The organism is Burkholderia crassaminum (assembly GCF_964265005.1).
Lineage (GTDB): Bacteria > Pseudomonadota > Gammaproteobacteria > Burkholderiales > Burkholderiaceae > Burkholderia.
This window is the reverse complement of sequence record NZ_OZ183799.1, coordinates 1-18708: the sequence shown is the minus strand read 5'-3', so window position 1 is coordinate 18708 and position 18708 is coordinate 1. Positions and strand designations below refer to the sequence as shown.

The window sequence follows — 18708 nt, the reverse complement described above, 5'->3', positions numbered from 1 at the left end:
AGCCCATGGATGAGCTCGCTCGGATTTGATAAAGCCCGCGTTGTGCGGTCGAGTTGGCTGGAAGCAAGTGGACGGCGACTCGATTGCAACCCGTATATGTCAGGTGCACTGGAAGCGCGGGACGCTCTGAAGCGTCTTCCTGCAACTGAAAAGCTCGTCGACGTCACGGAAGGAATTTTTCATGCCGGTCGAGAAGGGAGGGTCTGGGTTGATGATCCTAACCACGGCGTCCCTTTTCTGGGTAGTACCGACATACTTGCGGCCGACCTTTCGGCGCTACCGTTGATTGCTAAGAAGCAGGTTGAGCGAAATCCTTTATTCACTCTCCGGGAGGGCTGGACTCTAATAACCCGGTCGGGAACCATCGGGCGCATGGCATATGTCCGCCCTGATATGGCCGCCTTGGCTTGCTCAGAGCACGTACTGCGAGTCGTTCCGAATACTGAACGCATCCCGTCGGGATATCTATACGCATTCCTCTCCTGCCGTTATGGCGTACCCTTGGTCATATCGGGCACCTACGGCGCTATCGTCCAGCACATTGAGCCTGAACATATTGCGGGTCTACCGGTACCTAGATTGGGGCAGGCATTCGAGAGTCAAATTGATAAGTTAATTTCGTCTGCGGCGAATGATATAAGCGAATCGAGTCGCCTCATCAATTTGGCAACGCGGACTTTGCTGTCCAGCATCGGCCGAGAAGATTTGCGCGATGACTTATGGCATCAAGATGAAAGAACGCTTGGTTGGAAAGAAAGCGCTGTTTCATCGGAGAGTTTCCGTGCTCTGAACTACGACCCGAGAGTTGCAAAGATTCGCCGTGAAATTGAGGCAGGGCCTCATTCGCGGCTTGGCTCTTTGTGTGATCCATCACAGTTCAAGGGTAAGATTATTTTTACTCGAATTGATGCGGAACCTGAGCATGGATACATGTTATTGGGTCAAAGAAATGCATTTCATATTCGTCCGGAGGGTAGGTGGATTTCGAGAAAGTCTGTTGCAGGTCTTGGACTAATTGTTCCTCCTGGCACTACCTTGGTTCCTTCACACGGAACGCTTGGCGAATTTGAACTATACTGCCGTGCGCTTATTGTGACGCAGCGCACGGCCCAGTACGCCTACAGCGGTGACTTTTTCCGTTGCGTTCCGCTTGAAGGCGCCATTGCACCGGGATACTTGTTCGCCTTTATGCGATCAAGGTTGGCCTTCCGCATGCTTCGATCTATTAGTACAGGTGGAAAGCAGCAGGAGCAGCATCCCTTGATGATGTATCGCCTTCCCATTCCACGATTGGGAGACGAAAAAGAGCTCGAGATTGCCGCTTTGGTCGACAAGAGCTGCCAGCTTTACGACCGAGGTTTATCTGCCGAGGATCAGGCGCGGTCATTGGTTGAAGAACATATTCTGAGCGGAGGAGTTTGATGGCCAAAGTGATCCCAGTAGGCCAGCCGGTCAATGATGCAGAGCGCTGCGCCATCGCTTACCTGCGGGATCGCTTGCCAGACAGTTTCGTTTTGCTTCACAACTTCGAGATTGACCGCCAAGGCGAGCGCTTTGAGATCGACCTCGCGCTGCTGACGCCGCACGCGCTTTACATGATAGACGTGAAGGGAACGCGCGGTACCATCGATGTGTACGGCAACAAGTGGCACCCGGAAGGGCGTGCGCCGTATCCGTCCCCACTGAGTAAATTGCGATGGCATGCCCGCACCGTGAAGGGCTTGGTGACCCAAGCCAATCCTGGGCGGCATGAGCTGGACGACATCTATGTGGATGCTGCCATCCTGCTCACCGCGCCCGATGCTTACTTGAACGATCGCGAGCAGCTCGATGCAGATCGAGTTGTGAAGCTGAAGGACGCTGAGCGCTACTTCAAGGACGCCACGCGCATCCCGGCGCGCTTCCGCAAGAACATCCTGCAGCAGCAGGGCTTGATCCTACGCGCCTTGAAAGTGGTGAAGCCCGCTTCTGCTGTGCAGCGCTTTGGGCACTGGGAGGTGAAGGAGAAGCTGGGGGCGGCAGAGGCCTACACCGAGTTCCGTGCCGAAAACGCTTTTGCGGGTGGCACGGCTCGCTTGCGCGTATATCAAGCCGACCCCTACCAGCCTGAAGACGTGCGCCAGGCCCAGGTCAACCGCATCGCTAATGCCTACCGGGCGCTGTCCAAGTTGCCACTGCACCCCAACATCGTGGCCGCGCGGGACTTCTTCCCGACCGACGACGATAAGTCTTTCATCCTGATCTTGGACGATGCGCCCGGCCAAGCGCTCACCGTGCACATGGCGCGGCCTCAGTTGGCGCTGACGCTGGACCAAAAATGGCGAGTCGCCAAAGACTTGCTGGCAGCCCTGGCTCATGCGCACCAGCACGGAGTAGTGCATCGCAATCTCACGCCAGGCGGGATCTTGATCGGCCAGGATGGTACCACCCGCATCACAGACTTCGATTTCGCCAAGCCTGGCGTGGACCGTAGCCTAACGATTGCAACGGACATTGTTGATCTGGTTGAGAAGGCCTATGTGGCGCCTGAGGCGTTTCGAGAGCCGAGCGCCGCGTCCACGGCATCAGACATCTTTTCGGCAGGCGTCATCCTCTACGAGCTGTTTACCGGGGAGCGCCCATTCGCGGGCGAGCCGACCACGGTTTGGGATCGCGCGGGGGAATTCCTGAACAAGCCCTCTGCGCTGCGGCCGGAGCTGAATGAGGCCTTTGACGGCTGGCTGCAGAGCCTGTGCGCATTTGACGAACACAAGCGACTAACCGCATCGGCTGCGTTGGCGGCGCTGAATGCCTTGTTGCGACCCGTGGTGCAGCCTGCAGCGGGGTCGGTTGAAGCGCCAAGGCCTGATCCCGTTGATGCAGCAGATAATCAAGTCGACTACTTGAACTTGGCAGCAGGCTACCGGCTGACTCACAAGTTCATCATCGAGAAGAAGCTGGGGCGTGGCAGCTTTGGCGTGGTCTACAAGGTGATCGATACCTTGGGTGATGTGGCGCGCACGGTGAAGCTCATCGTCAGCGACCGGCACTCGACATTGGAGCGACTGAAGAAGGAGTATCGCCACCTGGTACACATCCTAGAGCATCCACACGTGGTGCGTGTGCTGGACGCGGATGTGATTCCTGGCCGTGACATTCCCTTCCTCGTGTTCGAGTATGTGGAAGGGGCTGACGTTGGCGACATGATTCAAGACCGCTTGCTGTCACCGGAGGATGCGCTGGAGCTGGGCAAGCAGGTTATCGAGGGCCTGGTGCACCTGCATGCGCAGGGGTTCCATCACTGCGACATCAAGCCGCGCAACCTCTTGTGGACCCAGAAGGGTGCCAAGATCATCGACTTCAATGTCTCGGTGCGAGCTGACGACAAGGAGTCGCGCGGTGGCGGCTCCCGGCGCTATCTGCCGCCGGACTTCAACCCAGAGGTCATTCCGCACAACGGAGAGCGCGCCGATCGTGATCTGTATGCCCTGGGCTTGACCTTGTATGAGGCACTGACTTCCCGCTATCCCTGGGACACGACCGAGCCTCCCATCAATAAGCCTGCACCGGACCCACGCGAGCTATCGGGTTTTGCCGACCTAGCACCGGAGCTGGTGAATGTGGTGCTGAAAGCCATCGCCCCGCGCCGGGCTGAGCGCTACCACACCGCTTTTGACTTCCGGGATGCGTTGGCAGAAGTGCGCCATGCGCGTCGCATTCAATCGGTCAGCCTCACTGCCATGACGGCGGCTGCCAGCAGTGGTCATGCCGTTTTGGCCGAATCTGCGCCGAACAGTAACGCCTTTGTCTCTCATCTGTTGACGCTCTATAGTCAAAGCCGCCGTAGCAATGCCGGTACACGTGGCTTGGACGTCCTAGGGTTCTCCGCCTATGTGGACACCGCGCTGGACCGGGCCTTGTTGCCCGCCGTACTGCAAGGTGAGTTCCGGCTGGTGCTGATCTCGGGCAATGCGGGCGATGGCAAGACGGCGTTCTTGCAGCACCTGGAGAAGGAAGTCGAAGCCCGAGGTGGTTCTGCCAATCGTGACCTCGTCAATGGCAGTGAGTTGACCTTGGATGGCAAGCGCTACCTGATCAACTATGACGGTAGCCAGGACGAGGGCAACAAGGACAACAACCAGGTCCTGTTGGACTTCTTGGTCCCGTTCAATGGCGGTGACGCTAAAGCATGGAAGCCACAAGAAACGCGGCTGATCGCGATCAATGAAGGCCGGTTGGTGGACTTCCTCGCGACCCATGAGCGAGACTTCCCTGCGCTCGCCGCGCTGGTTCGGCGTGCTTTCTCAACCGGTGCAGCTGAGTCTGGCGTGGCGGTGGTGAACTTGAACCTGCGTAGCGTCGTGGCCGACGCTGAAGGCGGTTCGATTCTGGAGCGCATGCTGCGAAGCATCGTGCGGCCCGAGAACTGGTCCGCTTGCGAACGGTGTGACTTGAAGGACAGCTGCTACGCCTTGCACAATGTGCGCAGCTTCCAGGATGAGATCGCTGGTCCACGCTTGCTGGAACGTCTCAAGACTCTGTACACCATGGCGCACCTGCGAGGGCGCTTGCACATCACGATGCGGGATCTGCGCTCGGCCCTGTCCTTCATGCTGATTGGCAGCCGCGACTGTGGCGAGATTCATGCGTTGTACGTGGCCGGGAAGCACGATGAAGTGGCACGTAGCTTCTACTTCAACAGCTGGATGGGTGGCGGGCAAGCCACCTCGGATCGATTGCTCACGCTGCTGAGCGATCTCGATGTGGGCAAGCAGGAAGACCCACGCTTTGATCGAGGGTTGGACTTTGTTCAGCCCGATGACCGGGCCTTGTTCCGATTTGAGCGCCGGGGGCAGTTCGACTTCGAGGTGTTGAAGCGCCTGTTCGGTGACCTGCCGCGTGGAGTGTCGGATTCGTCGATCCGTCAACGAGCGCGTAAGCACCGTGAGTATGTGGCCATGGCTCGCCGCAAGCACTTCTTCGAAAGGCGCGACACCAGCTGGGAAAAGATGCTGCCGTATCGCTCAGCCAAGCGCATGGTGGAAATCGTTCGAGGGATAACGCCCCTTGACGAACTCACGAGCGAAATCCTGCATGCAATCAACCGAGGTGAGGGTCTGCAACGTCCAGAGCGGCTGGGTGCCAGCTTGGCATTGCAATTGCGACAGGTCGAGCACGGGACGGTGCGTAGCTACCGCCTTTTCCCTGTCGAGGGTTTTGGGCTTCAGGTGCAAGACTTTGCGGCCAAGGCTCGTTTCGTTGAGCACCTGCCGACAGGCCTGCTGCTGAAGTTCCAGGGCCTAGGTGCCGGCGCCATCGCGAGTGAGTTGATCATCAACCTCGACGTGTTCGAGATGTTGATGCGCTTGAATGAAGGCTACCGGCCTAGCGTCGAGGAAATGCAAGGCTTCTATCTCTGCCTCGGCGTTTTCAAGAACAGCCTGAACGCGCAGCCCTACCGGGAAATCCTGCTGACTACAACCGGGCACGACTTCTATCGCCTGGCTCGCCATGACGATGGTTGTGTGGAGATGCGCTTACTGAAGGGACCGGTGTCGGGCGTGCGTCAAGAAGAAGCCGAAGAAAACGGCGTCAGGGGGAATTGATGGCATTGCAGAAGAAGGACAGGGAGTTCCGACTCCCGAAAATCAGCTATCTCGACTTCAAGACCATCGAGATGGACCGAGTGCTCACGGGTCTGTTCGAGCGCCTGGAGCATGGCGGCTATCCGAGCGTCTTTCGCGATAAGCGTGAGCTGACCGTGGACAAGTTCGTCGATGACATCCTCGACGCCAGCGACAAGTTCTTGGGCTTCACGCAGCACCGAGACATGGTGGAGCGTTGGGTGGAAACGCACCTGATGGACATTGTGAACCGGGGAAAGAAGAACGCGGCTGTGGCTGGCCCGCGCCCCCTGCATGGCTACACCTACCGTTTTCGCAACCCGAAACATTCGCGCGACTATGGTGCGGCTCAGCATCTCTATCAGATGCTGCACCACGCACGTCACCTTGCTGGCCACAAGGCCATCGAGCATCTGAAGGGTTTCTTCTTCGATGGTTTCGACAAGCTCACGCGTGAGTTGAACGACAAAGCACTTACGGACATCGAGACGGCCACGCTGTTGCACTTCTTGTCTCAGCGGAAGGACACGGCAGACACGCGCGCGGGCGGTGATCGGTTCGCGCCGGTGTGTATCGGATCGGCCGATCTGATGGCTGAGGACATCCAGCGACTGCTGTTCTACAAGAAGTACATGCCGCGCTCGGTGATGGTGGAATATCTGAAGGTGTTGCTGTCGTTCCACTTGGCGCTGTATCACCTTCGCCTGCTGAAGCTGCTGCCCGCCTGGCAGAAGCTGGAGGGAGCGAATTCGCTGTGTGCCGAATCGGTGTGTCCGATGAAGCCACGCGAGCAACGCGAACCTCAGGGGGACTGCCCTTACAAGCTCGGCCTGTTCGTTGACCTATCGGGTAGCGCGGAGTCCGCTACTGCTGCGCTGGCTGAGCGCAGCGCAGATGGGTACTACCGGCGCATCCCAGGTTTCGTCCGTGCGTACTTCGTCGCCAAAAAGCTGGACGAGTTCTCGGAGCACCTCGTTCGGCGCGGCAAGCTGATCCGCCCCTTGAACTCGGTGTTTTCGGTGGGTGAGCTGTACGGACTGCAGGGCGAGCCCTTTGCGGAAGAGCGGGACAAGTTTTTCGGCGAGCGCTTGGCCGGGCTCCTGGAATCCCTGTCCGAAGGAGACGCGGGATTGGACGCTGACGTCGAGGCCATCACCAAAATGGGGCTCTCTGATTTTGAGACCTACATCGAGATTCTGGTGGCCCTGCGTGGCGCCTTCCATCGGAAGTACATCATTGAATCGCTGGACGCGACGATGTTGAAGAACAAGTCTGGCGCGTTACTAGCGCAAACCCGTGCACGCAACGCCCCTCGGCGATTTGCGCTGGAGAGCCGCTTGCTGGAAGTGCTTCTGCAGATTGCGGTTTTGCGGCCAGGGGGGGATCAGGGCTATTTCACCGGGGAAATGCGGATCGATGATCTGCTGTCCTTCCTACGTGAGCGCTATGGGCTCTACATCGACCAATTGCCCCCAGGTGAAGGCTTCAGCACACCGACCATCGACGAGCGTAAAGCTTTGCGGAGCAATGTGCAGGCTTTCACTGGGCGTCTCCGTGAGATCGGTTTCTATCGAGACCTTTCCGATGCCTATGTGACCCAGACAGTTGTGCCGCGCTACACGATTGCAGAACGAGCCGAAGGAGTGCGCGCATGAGCCAAGGACTGCGTGAACTCACCAACCAGGAACTGAATGCTGCGCTGGAATCAGTCCTGCTGCCAAGGTTGTCCCTGCTGCTTGCCGCCCGCGACCTTGGGCATTGCATGCGGGTCACGGACTTGGACCGCGAGCTGATGATTCGCCTGGCCGGTGGCCTGCGGGCTGCTGTGCCGTCTGCCAATGTCGTGGTTTTGGCGGACGACAGCCTGCGTGCCTTGGCGCCGGACTTGGCGGTTAGCAGTACAAAACTAGTTGAGTTGCGGAACCCTCTGGCTAACGATGAACCTCGGCCTCCGCTGCTTGTGTTCGTGCCGAACGATCTGCGCGCGTCGGCGGAAGACTCCTTCGGTGTTGCGACGTTTGAAGAGGTCGCGATTGACGGCGCCTACGCCGAACTGTACGCGCAGCTGATCGCGCAGGTGCCGGCCAATTTGCGTGTTGCCGTAGAAGCGAGCTTGAGCGAGTTGAGTCGGAGGGAGTCCCGCTGGCGCTATGCAGATGATGCTGCCATGGCGCGGTATTTGCTCACCTGCCAAGTCAACGAATTTGATCCTGATGCCATGGGAGCCGCGCTGTTTGAGTTGGCTCTGGTACCCGACTTTGAGCTGTTCCAGCAGGCCGAACGCGCGCCTGCGCGGGTGGCTCGCAACCGGGAGTGTGTCGAGCGAATCACTTGGTCTACGAAGACCGAGCGTGTTCGTGTCCTGGAGCTGGGCTTGCTCGATCCCGTTTTCTGCAAGCAACTGGGGGAGTTCTTTTCGCGAGTCGGCGTTGCCAATCCCAGGGATTGGACTCAGGCAATTGTCCGCGACCGTGTGAACTGGCGCCTAGCGTTCGACAAGTGGTTGTTTGAGGACGGGGGCGTCAACCCTGATGCCATCTACATCGGTGATGTCGTCCTTCCGGACCTTCCAGTGGTGAAGGATGACAATGACAACCCACGCTTGGCAGAGCTGATCGGGCATAAGGTGTTGCCCATCTCGAAAACTGGACTCAAGAAATTCAGTGTGTCTTTCCGCGTTGACCCCGTACCCTCAAAGGTGGAGGGCTTGTCCCGGTTTGTGGCGGAGGTCGTATCGCGCGATAACGGACCAACCGGGTTGCGTCGGCGTAAAGCTGCGTGGGCCAAGAGTACGGATTCAGGTGTGATAGCTTTCTCCTCGATTGGCAAGATTGACTGGGAGGAAGGCTGGCACTACGTGCGCGTATATGCGGAAACCGAAGACGGTGACCGCATTCCACTCGCTGACGGAGAAGGCAATCCTGTGCGCTTCAATGGTGACGCATCGGAGACGCATGCCAATCCCAACGAGAGCGATCTCTTCTATGTGGTCACCGACGATGAGGTCGAGGTAGAGCCACCACAACGTGCCGTGCCGCGCGAGGTGAGTTTGATACACGCGTTGCTACGCGCACGTTTTGCTGCCGTTGCTCAGGACCGAGACCCTGGTTCCGTTTCGGTCACGGGTTGTGGGTGGGTGGAGCGAAGCAGCAAGGCAGCGACCAGCGGTGAGACCTTGGAGATTCGCCTGGGCAAAGAAGGGAAGGCAAACGTCCTCGTGTCGGGTCTGTTGGCAAACTTGGAGCGTGCATTTCTTGATGATCCGGATGGCCTCAACCGTCTGAGACTCTCGGTCTGCGCGTCCGGTGTTGCCACACGCTCTACGACATCGTTTAAGTGGCCGGTAACCGACGAGGTGGCACGGTTCAGGGAGGTACGAGCAGCCTTCTTCGCAGCCGTACTGCAGGGTGATCAGCGACTAATAATGCAGGCCAGCGACCTCCTGCACCTGCAGGAGCCTGCTCAACACTATGCCGCCGCCTACTTGGCTTGGATTGACACTGTGCTAGTGCGCTCCAGCTCAACTGATGCGGCCGTTGCACGGCAAGCTATAGATGAGCTGCGGTGTGCGCTCACCATCGATTCAGTTGCACTGGTGTTGGAGGACTACCAAGGTAGGCGACGAGATGCTGTTCTGTTGGGGCCGACGCATCCACTGCGTGCCAACTGGCATGTCGCCTGGAGCTATCTCGGGCAGACCTGGATGGAGCAGAGTCGGTCGAGCCGCAAGGAGTTCGTGGTCCCTACCCGTGACGCGGTGATCAAGCAGCTTGCACCAGCAGCTTTTCCCCCTGTGGTTCCCTTCGGTGAAGAGCTGGGACGGACAGCGCTGGCGGTCGACAACATCAATCCATTCTGGTCGTTGTACGCAGCAACCGACGAGAAAGACCCTCGTGGATTGATCGGAGAGGTGTGCGCAGCGCTCGGACTGCCGGAGCCTGCAATCGGCGGTGCGACCATTGATAGCACGTATCTGGCCGCGCGCGTGCGGCGTTATCTCGTTCAGCACCCGTATGTCGAGACCCTGACGGTCAACGCCTTCAACGCAGGGCGAGCAGGGGCATTGGCCGAAGTGTTGCTGGCACTCCAGCGAAATCCGGAGTTTGCTGATCTGCGGTACGACATTAGGCTGTTCGTGCTTGACCCGGCTGCCCCATCGACGGGGGAAGCGTTGCTCGAACTTTTGTCGCCAGACTCTGGAACCAATGCGAAGGAGGCGGATGCGTTCTCAACGCCGACCGATAGTCATCTGCACCCGAAGCTGCGATTGGCCATCCGGGCGATCAAGGAGTTCCGCGACGCCCCGGATTTGCACGCGGCGCATTTGTCGTTCTTGTTCGACCTGTTCCCGGCTGAGGAAATTCGAGCCGTAGATGTCGATGACAGCGACGACTCTTCCTTTGTCCATGGTCTGGTTCAGCCCTTTGAGGTGGACTATCTGGAAGACGAACAGTCCATCACCTGGCTTCGTCGCCCGCTACACGGTGTTGCACAGCCTCTGGAGGGGGCTGAGGCACTGTCCGACTTGATAGGCAGCATCTCCCGTGCAGTATCGGTAGCCGTGGCGACCGTCGCACGTAGCCAGTACCTGCCGCACGCCCGCCCTGTGGTTGCGTTGAGCTTGTCAGCCGACGAGCGCGCAATGCTCCATCAGGTGCACGAGGTGAGTGATTGGGTATTCACGATTGATAGGAACCTCGGCATCGAGTTCTTTGATCATCGGCGGCACCCCACGCGGCCAGACTATCTGATTGACCACTCGCCCGATATGGCGAACGCGATGAGCCATCGCTTGGCAATCACTTCGCGATCTGTGGCCGAGCTTGAGGCTTTGCTGGTGCCCATCTTGAGCGAGTATGGTCTGCCAAATACAGGTCGCCATGCCTTGGTGATGCTGGATCAGCTTCGCTCGCTTTCCGGTCGTTTGGCCCTGAAGTTGTTGTCCTCGTCGTCGCAACGAGCCGAGGCGATGGGGCTCGCACTCTCGAGGCTATTCCTCGAACATCAAGGCGTTTTCCAAAACCAGGTTGTGGTGCCGTTAGACGCGCATTTGGAGCTGTACAAGGCGCTACGTCAAACTGCCGAAGAGATGGGGGATGAGGTCAGCTTCCGCAGAACGGATCTTGCGCTGTTTGATCTCGACCCATCAAGCCAAGAGGTGACTTGCCGTTTGGTCGAGGTGAAGTGCTATAGCCAGGTTGGTGATGTGGCTGCCTACGCCCAGCTGAAGGCGTCTATTGCCGAGCAAATCGCACAAACGGAAGATGTTCTCGCCTACCACTTTGACCCGAAGCGAGCTGAGGTGGATCGTCCAGACCGCCCGATCAAGAATCGTGATCTGGCGGCGTTGCTCGGCTTTTATTTGGATCGATCAGAGCGCTACGGCGTAGTCTTGCCCGAGGCGGTCGAAGAAGCGCATTACTTCTTGCGACGCCTGGATGAGCGCTCCTACACGCTAAAGTTCACTCGAAGCGCCGTGGTCTTCGACTTCAGCAAACCGGGAACCGAGCCAGCCGAGCACGAAAATGGTATCGAATTCTATCGTATCGGTAGCGACCTGATCCGACAGCTGGTGGAGTCGGCCGTGACCGACACTGAGAGCGTTGCCAGCGTCCAGTTCGTCCGCTCTGCTGATACGGCACGCGAAGTCACGCAGGAACTGTTGCGCCGCAGGGAGTTGGCGCCTGCCGTACCCACCTTTGAGACAGCAGCCTTCCTCAGCCCGCCGCGTGATCGAACGCTCGCATGGGACGACAACCCACGAGTTGCCTACCAGCGGCGCGAGGTTGCTCCTAGCTTGCAGGCACGTGAGCCGGAACCTGAATACGCACTGCAGGTAACCCCTCGGCCGATCGCAGGCGCTCAGCCTCCAACCGTCGCAGCTGAACCAACGCCATCGCCATCGGACGAGCCGGTTCCGGCTTCGATCTCGACGCAAGTACCGGTGTCAGCTCAGGCTGAAGAAGTGGTCGAGCCTGAGGGTAGTTCTGCTGTGCGTTCTCTTTCACAAGAAGGCGCGACTCCCAATGGCCGCATTGCCTACGACATCATGCTTGGCGCGACCGGGGCAACGCCACAGTACGGCCTGCTTGGCGAGGTATCGGGGCGCAAGGTGGCGCTGGACCTCAATCAAACCCACACCATCAGCCTGTTCGGTGTTCAGGGCGGCGGCAAGAGTTACACCTTGGGCAGCGTTGCAGAGATGGCCTCACTGGCGATCCCTGGTATCAATTGCTTGCCCGAACCGCTGTCCACGGTGATCTTCCACTACAGCCCGACCATGGACTACAAGCCCGAGTTCACGTCGATGGTGGGCGCAAACTGTGTGGAAGACCAGGTCCGGGCGCTGAAAGAGGTCTATGGTGCTGAGCCGAAGGCGCTCGCAGATGTCCTGCTCCTCGTGCCAGCAGACAAGATCGAAGAGCGGCAGGGGGAGTACCCGAATATCGAGGTGCAGCCTTTGCAATTTTCTGCATCGGAGCTGAAGGCGTCGCACTGGAAATTCTTGATGGGTGCGGTGGGCAATCAGGCCACCTATATCCGCCAGATCATGCGCATCATGAAGGCGATGCGCGATGACATCACCCTTGAGGGCTTGCGCGCAGGCATTGATGCTTCATCGATTCCCGATCACCTCAAGGAACTAGCTCGGATGCGCCTCGACTTGGCCGCCGAGTACATCAACGACGCCACCTCGCTCACCGATGTGGTGAAGCCTGGGCGACTGATCATCGTGGACCTTCGAGACGAATTCATCGAGAAGGACGAAGCACTCGGACTGTTCGTCGTGCTCCTCCAATTGTTTGCCGATGCACGGATCGATGGACGCAGCTTCAACAAGCTGGTGGTGTTCGATGAGGCACACAAGTACATCGAGAGTCCTGACCTGGTGGCTGGACTTATCGAGGTGGTACGAGAGATGCGGCACAAGGGCGTCAGCATCATGGTCGCGAGCCAAGACCCGCCGTCTGTGCCAGTGAGTCTGATCGAGCTGTCCAGCCAGATCATCATGCATAAGTTCAACTCGCCTGCTTGGCTGAAGCACATTCAGAAGGCCAACGCTGCGCTTGCCAACCTGACCCCGGAGCGCATGGCCCTCCTTAAAGCTGGGGAGGCCTACGTCTGGTCAAGCAAGGCAACCGATGAGTCATTCTCTAAGGGGGCCGTCAAGCTTCGGTGCAGACCTCGGGTTACCCAGCATGGTGGGGCGACTCGGGTGGCGGTCAAGGATTGAGGACAAATGGCTCGCCGTCGCTGACGGCGCCAGGCAGGGAAATGCAGCAAAGCCGGCCGATTCGCGCAAAAAAAGGGCTTAGCTTGAGCTAAGCCCTTGAATTTGCCTCGGAAAAGTATGGTGGCGAATCAGGTGACCTGTATTAGCCGGAACTCGATCTGACAGGTAGTCGGACCGACAAAGAACGAGTCATCAATGGGGGATGAGTTTCTCCTCTGGCGCCCTACGGCTGCATCCGGTTGAATCAAACGTCAATATTCCCCGCCCGCAACGCATTGCTCTCAATAAACGCCCGCCGCGGCTCGACATCATCCCCCATGAGCGTAGTAAAGATCCCATCCGCAGCAATCGCGTCCTCGATCTGCACACGCAGCAGACGCCGCACCGTCGGATCCATCGTCGTTTCCCACAGCTGCCCGGGGTTCATCTCCCCCAGCCCCTTATACCGCTGCTTCGACACGTTCCGCTCGGCATCCGCCAGCAGCCACTTCATCGCGCTCTTGAAGTCGCTAACAGCCATGCTGCGCTCACCACGCTTGATAACAGCACCTTCCCCAATAAGCCCCGTGAACGTATTCGCGGTGGCCACGAGCTGCTGATAATCCGCCGTGTGCTGGAATTCCTGGTCGATGACCGAAACCCGCACGTTGCCGTGATGGGTGCGTTCGACATGCAGCGACCGCTGTTCGCGAACCGGATCATACGAAGGCACCACGCGCACTTCGTTCTTCAGCGCTTCATCATGCAACGCAGTGTGAAGAGCCTTCGCCGAAGCTTCGGTCGAAGCCTCGTTGGAGAGATCGATCACCACCCCGTCCATGACCGCTTCCAGCGCGGCCGGGTCATACAACCGGCTCAACCGCTCGATCACGCTCTTCGACAGCAGATACGACCGCGCCAGCTCCCCAAGCGCATCGCCCGAAATCGCCGCCGCATTTTCACCCGGCACCAGCTCCGACCCCTGCAGCGCCAACCGCAGCATATGCGCGTTGAGCTCGACATCATCCTTCAGATACCGTTCGTCCTTGCCCGCCTTGATCTTGTAAAGCGGGGGCTGCGCGATATACACATACCCGCGCTCGATCATGTCCGGCATCTGGCGATACAGGAACGTGAGGAGCAGCGTCCGGATGTGCGCACCGTCGACGTCCGCATCGGTCATGATGATGATGCGGTGATAGCGCAGCTTGTCGAGGTTGTAGTCTTCCTTGCCGATGCCGCACCCAAGCGCGGTCACGAGCGTCACGATCTGTTCCGACGACAGCAGCTTGTCGTAACGCGCCTTCTCGACGTTCAGCACCTTGCCGCGCAGCGGCAGAATGGCCTGGAACTTCCGGTCACGCCCTTGCTTCGCCGAGCCACCTGCCGAGTCACCCTCGACGATGTAGATTTCGCACTTCGCCGGGTCTTTCTCCTGGCAGTCCGCGAGCTTGCCCGGCAGGCCGACGCCGTCGAGCACACCCTTGCGGCGCGTCATTTCCCGCGCCTTCCGCGCAGCATCCCGCGCACGAGCCGCCTCAACGATCTTCCCGCAGATGATCTTCGCGTCGATCGGCGTTTCCAAAAGGAATTCTTCCAGCGCCTTCGCCACAACTTCCTCAACCGGCGCACGAACCTCAGAAGAAACCAGCTTGTCCTTCGTCTGCGAGCTGAACTTCGGCTCCGGCACCTTCACGGACAGCACGCACGACAGCCCTTCACGCATGTCGTCGCCGGTCGTCTCGACCTTCGCCTTCTTCGCGATTTCGTTGTCGGTGATGTACTTGTTGATGACGCGCGTCATCGCGGCCCGCAGGCCGGTCAGGTGCGTGCCGCCGTCGCGCTGCGGAATGTTGTTCGTGAAGCACAGCACGTTTTCGTTGTAGCTGTCGTTCCACTGCATCGCGACTTCGACGCCCACGTTATCTTTCTCGCCGGTGGCGAAGAAAATCGTCGGGTGCAGATTGGTCTTGGTCTTGTTGATGTATTCGACGAAGCCCTTCACACCGCCGGCGAACGCGAAATCGTCTTCCTTGCCCGAACGCAGGTCCGTGAGACGAATCCGCACGCCGTTGTTCAGGAACGAGAGTTCACGCATCCGCTTCGCGAGGATGTCGTAGTGATACTCGACCGTGCCGAAAATGGTCGGATCGGCCATGAAGTGCACTTCGGTGCCGCGGTTCTCGGTGTCACCCGTCACGAGCATCGGCGACACTTCCACGCCGTCCACCGTCTCGAGCACGCGATCCTGCGCGACGCCGCGGTGGAACTCCATGAAACGCTTCTTGCCGTCGCGGCGCACCGTGAGGCGCAGCCAGCTCGACAGCGCGTTCACGCACGACACGCCCACGCCGTGCAGGCCGCCGGACACCTTGTAGCTGTTCTGGTCGAACTTGCCGCCGGCATGCAGCTCCGTCATCACGATTTCAGCCGCACTGCGCTTCGGCTCGTGCTTGTCGTTCATCTTCACGTCGGTCGGAATCCCGCGGCCGTTGTCGGTCACGGAAATCGAGTTGTCGGCGTGAATCGTCACGTGGATGTCGTTGCAGTACCCGGCCAGCGCTTCGTCGATCGAGTTGTCGAGCACCTCGAACACGAGGTGATGCAGACCGGTGCCGTCCGACGTGTCGCCGATGTACATCCCGGGGCGCTTGCGCACCGCTTCCAGACCTTCGAGGATCTGGATCGACGAGGCGCCGTAGCTGCTGTTATCGGGTTGCGTATTGTGCTGTTCACTCATGGATATCTTCCGGTTCTGCGAGGCCACTCTAGTGGCGGCGCGGTGCGTTTCAGCGAGAAATCGCCGGGCCGCTCCAGTTTCCTGGCTCGTCCACGGTGCCGGTCAGGCACCGAAAGGACGGGTTGTCGGTTCGCCATAAAAACGCCAAAGGGGCTTGCCGCCCCCTGGTGTGTGTCTTGATGTCGTGCGCGTCAGATGCGCATCGGCATCACGACATACTTGAACTCTTCGTTCTCGGGCACCGTGATCAGCGCGCTCGAGCTGGCGTCGCCGAGGCTCACCTGCACGGTGTCGACCTTCAGGTTCGCGAGCACGTCGAGCAGATACGTGACGTTGAAGCCGATGTCGACGGTATCGCCCTGGTAAGCGATTTCCAGTTCTTCCTGCGCCTCTTCCTGATCGGCGTTGGTCGACATGATCTTCAGCTGACCCGGCGCGATGATGCAGCGCACGCCCTTGAACTTGTCCGAGGTCAGGATGGCCGCGCGCTGCAGCGAGCGCTGCAGTTCTTCACGGCCGATCTCGAACGTGTTCTTGTGCGCCTTCGGGATCACGCGCTGGAAGTCGGGGAACTTGCCCTCGACGAGTTTCGACACGAGCTCGACCTGGCCGAACGTGAACTTGGCCTGGGTTTGCGCGATGTCGATGGTGACGGTGTCGTCGATGTCTTCGAGCAGGCGCTGCAGCTCGAGAATCGTCTTGCGCGGCACGATGACTTCCTGGCGGCCGAACGTGCCGCCTTCGAGCTTCATCGACGAGAACGCGAGGCGGTGGCCGTCGGTGGCCACGGCCATCAGCTGGTCGCCGTCGACGACGAGCAGCATGCCGTTCAGGTAGTAGCGGATGTCCTGCTGCGCCATCGCGAAGTGGACCATGCCGAGCAGCTGGCGGAACGACTTCTGCGGGACGGTCAGGGTCGCGCCGAAATCCTTCGCCTGCGCGACGGTCGGGAACTCGTCGGCCGCCAGCGTCTGCAGCGCGAAACGGCTCTTGCCCGATTGAACGGTGAGGCGCTTGTCGGCGAGCGACAGCGTGACCTGGCCGTCAGGCATCGCGCGCAGGATGTCGAGCAGCTTGCGTGCCGCGACGGTGGTCGCGACCTGGTCGCCGCCGACGCCGAAATCGGCGCGCGTGGTGATCTGCAGCTCCAGGTCGGTCGACAGGAACGAAACGTCCGGGCCGTTCTTGGTGATCAGCAGGTTGGCAAGGATCGGCAACGTATGGCGGCGTTCGACGATGCCGCTGACCGTTTGCAGCGGCCTGAGGAGGGTGTCTCGTTCGGTCTTGACCAGTTGCATAGAGTTCCTTCGTTGAGTAACGGCCTGCAGCGCAGCAGCCTCGCAGCGCCCCGCCGGCCGGGCTCTTGGCCCGCCACCACCGGGGCGGTCAAACCAGTATTGTGCCTCAAAACCGAACCGCCCCCCTTAAATTGGGGCGGAGGCCGAATTATCAAGCGCGCCGCGCGCTCAGCCCTTCAGCGTCTGTTCCAGCACGTGCAGCTCGTGGTTGAGCTGCGCGTCCTTGCTGCGCTCGTCGGCGATCTTGCGCACCGCGTGCAGCACGGTGGTGTGATCGCGCCCGCCGAACAGCTCGCCGATTTCCGGCAGGCTCTTCTGCGTGAGTTCCTTCGCGAGATACATCGCGATCTGCCGCGGCCGCGCGATGTTCGCGGGGCGCTTCTTCGAATACATGTCGGCGACCTTGATGTTGTAGAAGTCGGCGACGGTCTTCTGGATGTTCTCGACCGAAATCTGCCGGTTCTGCACGGTCAGCAGGTCCTTCAGCGCTTCCTTGGTCAGCTCGATCGAGATCTCGCGGCCGTGGAACTTCGAATACGCGAGGATCTTGCGCAGCGCGCCTTCGAGCTCGCGAACGTTCGAGCGCAGGTGCTTCGCGACGAAGAACGCGACGTCTTCCGACAGGTTCACGCCTTCCGACTGCGCCTTGCGCATCAGGATCGCGACGCGCATCTCCAGTTCGGGCGGCTCGATCGCGACGGTGAGGCCCGAGTCGAAGCGCGAGATCAGGCGATCGTCGATGCCCGAGATTTCCTTCGGGTACGTGTCGCTGGTGATGATCACCTGCGCCTTGTTCGCGACCAGCGCTTCGAACGCGTAGAAGAATTCCTCTTGCGTGCGCGACTTGCCGGAGAAGAACTGGATATCGTCGATCAGCAGCAGGTCGAGCGAGTGGTAGTAGCGCTTGAAGTCGTCGAACGCCTTGCGCTGGTACGCCTTCACCACGTCGGACACGTACTGTTCCGCATGGATGTAGCGGATCCGCGCGCCGGCCTTGTCGAGCAGCAGCTGATTGCCGATCGCGTGGATCAGGTGGGTCTTGCCGAGGCCGACGCCGCCGTACAGGAACAGCGGGTTGTACGAGATGCCGGGGTTGTCCGCGACCTGGATCGCGGCGGCGCGCGCGAGCTGGTTCGCCTTACCGGTCACGAAGTTGTCGAACGTGAGCACGGGGTTCAGCTTCGAACGTTCGTACATCGAATCGGCTTCACCGCCGGCGGCGGGCGCGGCGCCCGAGCCCGGTCGCCACGTACGGCGGCCGGCGGCCGCTTCGTGCGCGGGCAGGCTTGGCAGGTCGATGTCGGCGTCGTCGGCGTTCAGGTGGTGCGCGGCGGCCGCAGACGGCGCCATCGGCACATTGGCCGGCGCAGCAGCGGCATTCGCGGCGAGGTTGGCGGCGATCGCGGCGACCGTCGCGGCCGGGCCGCTCGGGGCCAGCGGCGCGCGCGGGGCAGCTGGTGCGGCGCCGGTCGCGGGCGCTGCGCTGCGCATGCCTGCCTTGGGATCGAGGACGAACTGGACTTCGATCGGCGCATTCCAGAAATCTCGGGCCAGATCGGAGATCCGTCCCGAAAACTGGCTCTTGACCCAGTCCAGCTTGAAACGGTTCGGCGCGGCGATGGACAGCGTGTTCGCCGACGCATCGAAGGCCACCGGGGCCAAGGGTTTGATCCACGTCACGTACTGCTGGGGCGTCAGCTCGCGCTCCAGCAGTGCGGAACAGTGTTGCCAGAAATCGTTCATCAAGTAACTGTCGTTTTTTGCGTGCACAGCGCGGCTCGCCGGCGCCCTTGTCGCGGTGGCGCAACAAGGCCCGAAGCGGTCGTGCGAGCGTGCTTCGGACGCCTGCATCAC

Annotated in this window: 7 protein-coding genes; 4 read left to right on the top strand and 3 right to left on the bottom strand. The window is 59.9% G+C overall.

The features are described from left to right. Window positions 1-9: 9 nt before the first annotated feature. Genes mads5 through mads8 form a run of 4 tightly spaced genes read left to right on the top strand, consistent with a single transcriptional unit; the run spans window position 10 to window position 12837 of the window. Window positions 10-1422: a methylation-associated defense system restriction endonuclease subunit S MAD5 gene (gene mads5 / locus ACPTTF_RS00035; protein ID WP_262539240.1), complete on the top strand. Its 1413-nt coding sequence runs from the start codon at window positions 10-12 to the stop codon at window positions 1420-1422. Beyond that, window positions 1422-5585, top strand: coding sequence for a methylation-associated defense system protein kinase MAD6 (gene mads6, locus ACPTTF_RS00030; protein ID WP_423369935.1), 4164 nt, complete (start codon window positions 1422-1424; stop codon window positions 5583-5585). Before mads5 ends, mads6 begins: the two co-directional genes overlap by 1 nt. Continuing rightward, on the top strand, window positions 5585-7258 hold the full coding sequence (gene mads7 / locus ACPTTF_RS00025) for a methylation-associated defense system protein MAD7 (protein ID WP_262539238.1): 1674 nt from the start codon (window positions 5585-5587) through the stop codon (window positions 7256-7258). Before mads6 ends, mads7 begins: the two co-directional genes overlap by 1 nt. Next, window positions 7255-12837, top strand: coding sequence for a methylation-associated defense system ATP-binding protein MAD8 (mads8, locus tag ACPTTF_RS00020; protein ID WP_423369934.1), 5583 nt, complete (start codon window positions 7255-7257; stop codon window positions 12835-12837). The genes mads7 and mads8 overlap by 4 nt, the downstream gene beginning before the upstream one ends. Window positions 12838-13081: 244 nt before the next feature. Here mads8 and gyrB read toward each other — a convergent pair whose 3' ends face one another. From gyrB to dnaA, 3 genes are all read right to left on the bottom strand, one after another. Further along, on the bottom strand, window positions 13082-15556 hold the full coding sequence (gene gyrB / locus ACPTTF_RS00015) for a DNA topoisomerase (ATP-hydrolyzing) subunit B (RefSeq protein ID WP_423371830.1): 2475 nt from the start codon (window positions 15554-15556) through the stop codon (window positions 13082-13084). Window positions 15557-15747: 191 nt separating this feature from the next. Continuing rightward, the gene (gene dnaN, locus ACPTTF_RS00010; protein ID WP_006750113.1) at window positions 15748-16854 is read right to left on the bottom strand and encodes a DNA polymerase III subunit beta; all 1107 of its coding nucleotides are present in this window, start codon (window positions 16852-16854) and stop codon (window positions 15748-15750) included. A 168-nt stretch (window positions 16855-17022) separates the two neighbouring features. Next, window positions 17023-18597 carry a chromosomal replication initiator protein DnaA gene (gene dnaA / locus ACPTTF_RS00005; protein WP_243771782.1) on the bottom strand — a complete coding sequence of 525 codons (1575 nt, stop codon included), beginning with the start codon at window positions 18595-18597 and terminating at the stop codon, window positions 17023-17025. Window positions 18598-18708: the final 111 nt, after the last annotated feature.